Below are 6,350 nucleotides of genomic sequence, written 5' to 3' on the forward strand. Positions count from 1 at the left end.
GCCGAATCCGGGCCCGGCAGTGCCGGCACCCCCGCGGACCCGGCGGAGGTCGCGGACGTGTCGGTCGACACGAAACTTCATGATGACCGCCCCGCCGTCGTTCGTTCCGATTACCGTTCGAGTGAAGAATTCGCGTTCGGACGAGCAGGAGCGTCCGTGAGCGGAGCGACTCGGGTGCAGGCCGCGTGGGGGACGGCCGAGGAAGGCATGAACGAATGAAGCGGCACCACCAGCGGCTGACGGTAGGCATCGACGTGGGCGGGACGAGCCTGCGCGCGTCCGTCGTCGACGAGGACGGTCAGGTGCTCGATTCGACGGCCGCTCCTACCCCGCACACTGCTCGCGCGCTCGAACGCGGTCTCGACCGGGCCGTGCAGGAGCTGGCCGGGCGACACGACATCGCGGCCGTCGGGCTCGCCGTCGCCGGGTTCATCGACTCCGATCGCACGACGGTTCTCTTCGCCCCGCATCTGCCGTGGGTGAACACCCCCGTGGCGACGGAGATGAGCATGCGCATCGGTCTGCCGGTGCTGCTCGAGCACGACGCCAATTCTGCGGCGTGGGCCGAGTATCGCTTCGGAGCCGCGTCCGGGGGCCGCAATGTGGTGATGGTGGCCATCGGTACCGGAATCGGTGCGGCGCTGCTGATCGACGGCAGGATCTATCGGGGTAGCCACGGCGTGGCACCGGAACTCGGTCACATCCAGGTCGTGCCGGACGGCCGGGCATGCCCGTGCGGCAAGCGCGGTTGTTGGGAGCGGTACTGCAGCGGCACTGCTCTGGTGGATACCGCAGTCGAGTTGCTGGCGGCGGACCCGGCGTCGTCGACGACCCTGGCGCGTGAGGTGTTTCTCGACCCGGGTTCGCTGACCGGCCGCCGAATTGCCAGTGCTGCCCACGAGGGTGACTCGATCGCCCGCCGCACCATGGAAGACTTCGCGCAGTGGCTCGGAGTCGGGCTCTCGATGGTCAGCGACGTGTACGACCCCGATCTGATCGTGTTGGCCGGTGGAGTGGCGACGTCATCGAGTCAGTTCCTGGCCCGCGCGACCGACAAGTACGCGGAGCTGGTGACCGGTGCGGGGCATCGACCCCTCGCCCGAATCCGCAGTACTCAACTCGGTGAGGCAGCAGGCATGATCGGGGCCGCGGAGTTGGCCCGGACGGTGTTCGTCACCGGGGTTCGCTGACCGTTCTTCGCTCGCTTCCTGTGACCTCTGTCCCGGTGTCGGAGATGATGTGGCTGGTGTCATAAACCGTGGGTACAGTTCACTACGCGGCACGGTTCGAGGATGCACGACCGCAGTCGATTCGCTCCAGGGCGAGGCGGCACCAAACGATTTCCCGACCACCATCAGGGAGTATGTCAATGTGGTACTGGCTGGTTAAGTACATTTTCGTCGGCCCCCTTCTCATCGCCCTGGGTCGGCCCACGATCGAGGGTGCGGAGAACATCCCGACGGAGGGTCCGGTCATTCTGGCCAGCAACCACAAGGCCGTTCTCGATTCTTTCTATCTCCCGCTCAAGACGCCCAGGCGCATCACCTTCCTCGCCAAGAGCGAGTACTTCACCGGACCGGGCCTCAAGGGCGCGTTCCAGAAGTGGTTCTTCACCGCGGTCGGGCAGGTACCGATCGATCGCACCGGAGCCGACGCGGCACAGGACGCACTCAACGCAGGTGTGCGCGTGATCGAAGCAGGCAAGGTTCTCGGTATCTACCCCGAGGGCACGCGGTCACCCGACGCTCGGCTGTACAAGGGCAAGACCGGGATGGCGCGTCTGGCACTGCAGACCGGAGTCCAGGTGATTCCGGTCGCGATGATCGGTACCGAGAAGATGAACCCGATCGGTTCGCGCGTGTGGCGTCCGGCGAAGGTCACCATTCGGATCGGAAAGCCCATCGACTTCTCGCGCTTCGAAGGTATGGCCGGCAACCGTTTCGTTGAGCGCGCCGTCACCGACGAGGTGATGTACGACCTGATGTTGCTCTCCGGTCAGGAGTACGTGGACGTGTACGCCGCATCTCTGAAGAAGACTGCACCCGAAGCGGAGTCGGCTCCGACGGCGCAGCGCATCCCGGATTCCAAGGCCAGCTGAATCTCTGCCGGCCAGCTCCGCGATCAGAGTGCGGAACGGGTGCCGGCTGTCGTATCGGTTCGGTCGGTCCACCCGATCGCGGCCAGCGCGACGATAGACGCGAGCGCCCACCACACGTAGCCCGAGGCTGCGAACTGGTCCACGAGCGGCCAGCCGAGACCGCTCCACCGGCCTTCGCCGAGCTTCCAGTGCGGCGGATAGAGCATCAACGCCAGCCCGACGGCCACCAGAGTCGCCAGCAGCGCACTGCGGCGGCGGTAGCCGAGGACGGCGAGCACCACGGTGAACGGGATGGCCCACACCCAGTGGTGTGACCACGAGACCGGCGACACCAGCAGACCGAACATGGCGTTGATCGTCAGCGCGAGCGCAGTCTCGCCTGCGGCGAACGCTTTTCGTATCGCCACCGCCGCAATGGCGAGTACCACCACCGACAACGCGAGCCACAGGATCGACCGGGGCAATTCGTCCAATCCGAGCCGCGCGAGCACTCCGGTGATCGACTGGTTGGGCGGGTAGGCCGGGCCGCCGATTCGGTCGGAATCGACGATCGTCTCGGTCCAGTACTTCACCGAGTCGGACCACGTCAGCGCGAAACCGATCGCGGTGAACACCGCGAAACTCAGTACCGACACCACTGCAGCTCGAAAGTCCTTGCGCAACAAGAAGAACAGAACGAACACCGCGGGTGTGAGCTTGACGGCGGCCACGAGACCGATCAGCACGCCTCGGGGCCACGGCGTCTTCTTCGGCAGGCAATCCAGTGCAACGAACGCCATCAGCACGATGTTGATCTGCCCGTAGTTCAGCGTCGAGGTGACCGGCTCGAGCAGCAGCACGGCCACGGCGAACACCGCTCCGGCAGACCACCATACGAGCGTGCGGGGACGCAGACCCAGCGAGGTGAGGGTCACCACGACGGTCACCAGCAGCAAGAGCATCGACAGCACGGTGACCGCGATCGAGGCGGCGTACAGCGACACCGACGACAGCGGGCTGAAGATCGCAGCGGCGATCGGGGGATAGGTGAACGGCAGCGTCGTACCGGTCGCGATCGGTGGCAGCTGACCGTAGAGATCCCCGCCCTCGGCGAACACCTGACCGCCGAGTCGATACACGTCCAGATCGAGTCGGTAATGCTCACCGATCGTGCGCAGACCCGGAAAGCCGTTGAGATGGAACAGCACACCGACGACGGCACCGATCAGGACGAGGACCCTGCTCGACGCCACCGCCCAACTCGGCCACCGGCGTCGCGTCGGCGCGGCAGGCTCCGATGCTTCGGCGACCGGACGGTTGGTGTCGGGCGAAGTCACTGGTGTTCCCTTTCAGGGCTGTTCGGATCGGGGCTACCGGTACGTGGGGGGCGTGTCGGGGACGCGCTAGGGTGAGCCGCGTGCGCTACTTCTACGACACAGAGTTCATCGAGGATGGTCGCACAATCGAGTTGGTCTCGATCGGTGTGGTGTCGGAGGACGGTCGCGAGTTCTATGCGGTGTCCTCCGAGTTCGATCCCGAGCGCGCCGGCCGCTGGGTTCGACGCAACGTGCTTCCCAAGCTGCCACCGTACTCGTCGCCGCTGTGGATGAGCCGGTCGCGAATCCGGGACGAACTGCTCGAATTTCTCGTTCCGCACTACGGTGCCGAGGTCGAACTGTGGGCGTGGGTGGCGGCGTACGACCACGTGGCGCTCTGCCAGCTGTGGGGCTCGATGACCGAATTGCCGCGTTCGTTGCCGCGGTTCACCCGTGAGCTGCGCCAGCACTGGGAGGATCGCGGCAGTCCCGAGCTGCCGTCGGTGCCGGACGACGCTCACGACGCCCTCGCCGACGCGCGGCACAATCTGGCGAAGTTCCGGGCGATCGAGGAGTACTCGTACCGCGGGTGAACACCCGTTGTCCTGCGGCTTCGGCGGTGCGAATATCCTGTAGCGGTGAACTGGACTGTCGACGTACCCATCGATCGCTTGCCCGACCTGCCGCCGTTGTCACCGACGTTGCGCTCTCGATTGGACGACGCGTTGGCCAAGCCGGCTGCGCAGCAACCGCAGTGGGATCCCGAGCATGCTGCCGACATGCGCAAGGTGCTCGAGAGCGTTCCGCCGATCACCGTCGCCGGTGAGGTGGAGGCGTTGTCGGACAAGCTCGCCGCCGTCGCTCGCGGTGAGGCCTTCCTGCTGCAGGGTGGCGATTGCGCCGAGACGTTCGTCGACAACACCGAGCCGCACATCAAGGGCAACATCCGCACGCTGCTGCAGATGGCGGTGGTGCTCACCTACGGCGCGAGCATGCCGGTGGTCAAGGTCGCCCGTATCGCCGGGCAGTACGCCAAGCCGCGTTCGTCGAACATCGACGCGCTCGGTCTGCAGTCCTACCGCGGCGACATGATCAACTCCCTCGTCGCCGACGAGAGCGTCCGCGGCCACGATCCGTCGCGACTGGTGCGCGCCTACGCCAATGCAAGCGCGGCGATGAACCTGGTCCGCGCACTGACCGGTGCCGGTATGGCGGATCTGCACAAGGTGCACGACTGGAACCGCGAGTTCGTCGCGCAGTCGCCCGCCGGTGCCCGCTACGAGGCGCTCGCGGGGGAGATCGATCGCGGACTGCGCTTCATGGATGCCTGCGGCGTCTCGGACCCCAACCTGCACACCGCGCAGATCTTCGCCAGTCACGAAGCACTCGTGCTCGACTACGAGCGTGCGATGCTGCGCCTGGACAACACCGACGATCACCCCAAGCTGTACGACCTGTCCGCACATTTCCTGTGGATCGGCGACCGCACTCGCCAGCTCGACGGGGCGCACATCGCGCTGGCCGAGCTGATCTCCAACCCGATCGGTCTCAAGATCGGGCCCACGACCACGCCCGAGATGGCCGTCGAGTACGTCGAGCGCCTCGACCCGACCAACAAGCCGGGACGTCTGACGCTGATCTCACGCATGGGCAACGGCAAGGTGCGCGACATCCTGCCCGCCATCATCGAGAAGGTTCAGGCCACCGGCCACCAGGTCATCTGGCAGTGCGATCCGATGCACGGCAACACTCACGAGGCGTCGACCGGTTACAAGACGCGGCACTTCGACCGCATCGTCGACGAGGTGCAGGGATTCTTCGAGGTGCACAACGGCCTCGGAACGCATCCGGGCGGAATTCACGTCGAATTGACCGGCGACAACGTCACCGAGTGCCTCGGCGGTGCCCAGGACATCTCGGACCTCGACCTCGCCGGTCGGTACGAGACCGCCTGCGACCCGCGCCTGAACACGCAGCAGAGCATCGAACTGGCGTTCCTCGTTGCCGAGATGCTCCGCGACTGATCAGGGCAGTGAGACGACCATGACCTCGGAGCCCGGTTCCACCCGAGAACCGGCTCCGGGGCTCTGGGTGATGACCAGAGACCCGTCGGTGTCCACCACCTGACGGACGTCGATCGTCAGGCCCAACGTCTCGAGGGTGGTCCGGGCCGACCCGACCGACCGGCCCAGCAGCGACGGCACGGTGACGGCGTTGGACACCTCGAGCACCGCGGTGGACCCGGATCGTACGGTCTGTCCGGCTTCGGGCGTCGATCCGATCGCCTTGCCGCCGTCGGTGTCCTCGTCGAAGGACTCCCGAACCTCGCCGACGGTGATGCCAACCGATTCCAGCGTCGTTCGGGCCTGGTCGACGCTCTGCCCGCGTACGTCGGGAACTTCGACCGGAGGTGCTCCCTTGCTGCGCAGCACCGTGACCGCGGTACCGGTCGACAGCACGGTGCCGGGCGGTGGGTCAAGTGCTGCGACTCCGCCGATCGGTGCGGAGGTGCTGAAGGCCTCGCCGCCGTCGACGGGTGTGAAAGTCCGGTCTCGCAATTGTTGTTCCATGTCTTCGACGGATGCGTCCGCGTCGATGGACGGAACGGTGGGGCGACCCAGCGATACCAAGAGAGACACCGTGTCGCCCTTGGCGATTCGCGATCCGCCGGTGGGATCGGTGCCGATGAGTAGGTCGGTGTCCACCGAGTCGGAGTAGGTTCCGCGCACCGCGGCCTCGAGACCGGCGGCTTCCACAGCGCTGGTGGCACCGGTGGTGTCGAGTCCGTCCACCATCGGGACGGCTGTGTAACGACCCGAGCCCATCCACCATCCGCCGAGCCCGACGAGTACGGCGAGCAGGGCGACGACGAGGAGCCAGATGACGATCGCTCGGCGCGAGCGTTGCTGATCGGCGTCGAAGTCGGGGAATTCGTAGTGCCGTCGGCCGGTCGGGGG

General features: G+C 66.2%; 7 protein-coding genes. 5 read left to right on the forward strand and 2 right to left on the reverse strand.

Annotation, left to right across the window (positions count from 1 at the left end; translation table 11 throughout):
* The 3 genes from RHBS_RS29825 to RHBS_RS22550 all read left to right on the forward strand — a co-directional run.
* A partial coding sequence (locus RHBS_RS29825; protein ID WP_236745404.1) for a hypothetical protein occupies positions 1-219 on the forward strand: 219 nt, incomplete at its 5' end.
* The gene (locus RHBS_RS22545; RefSeq protein ID WP_121869603.1) at positions 216-1,190 is read left to right on the forward strand and encodes an ROK family protein; all 975 of its coding nucleotides are present in this window, start codon (positions 216-218) and stop codon (positions 1,188-1,190) included. The genes RHBS_RS29825 and RHBS_RS22545, both read left to right, overlap by 4 nt.
* Before the next feature lie 179 nt (positions 1,191-1,369).
* Complete coding sequence (locus RHBS_RS22550; protein ID WP_121869604.1) at positions 1,370-2,098, forward strand: 1-acyl-sn-glycerol-3-phosphate acyltransferase; 729 nt, start codon at positions 1,370-1,372, stop codon at positions 2,096-2,098.
* A 23-nt stretch (positions 2,099-2,121) separates the two neighbouring features.
* On the opposite strand, the gene RHBS_RS22555 is transcribed toward RHBS_RS22550, so the two are convergent.
* Positions 2,122-3,414 (reverse strand): glycosyltransferase 87 family protein, encoded by a 1,293-nt coding sequence (locus tag RHBS_RS22555; RefSeq protein ID WP_128646465.1) that lies wholly within the window; start codon positions 3,412-3,414, stop codon positions 2,122-2,124.
* Positions 3,415-3,494: 80 nt separating this feature from the next.
* Between RHBS_RS22555 and RHBS_RS22560 the strand changes: the two genes are divergently transcribed.
* Positions 3,495-3,986, forward strand: a complete 492-nt coding sequence (locus tag RHBS_RS22560) for a polyadenylate-specific 3'-exoribonuclease AS (protein WP_121869606.1) — start codon at positions 3,495-3,497, stop codon at positions 3,984-3,986.
* 45 nt (positions 3,987-4,031) lie between these two features.
* On the forward strand, positions 4,032-5,417 hold the full coding sequence (locus tag RHBS_RS22565) for a class II 3-deoxy-7-phosphoheptulonate synthase (RefSeq protein WP_032394396.1): 1,386 nt from the start codon (positions 4,032-4,034) through the stop codon (positions 5,415-5,417).
* Here RHBS_RS22565 and RHBS_RS22570 read toward each other — a convergent pair.
* On the reverse strand, positions 5,418-6,350 hold a 933-nt coding region (locus RHBS_RS22570; RefSeq protein ID WP_128646466.1), incomplete at its 5' end, for a Stk1 family PASTA domain-containing Ser/Thr kinase. It abuts the gene before it with no gap.

It is taken from the genome of Rhodococcus sp. BS-15 (genome assembly GCF_000813105.1).
In the GTDB taxonomy this organism is placed as follows: Bacteria; Actinomycetota; Actinomycetes; order Mycobacteriales; family Mycobacteriaceae; genus Rhodococcoides.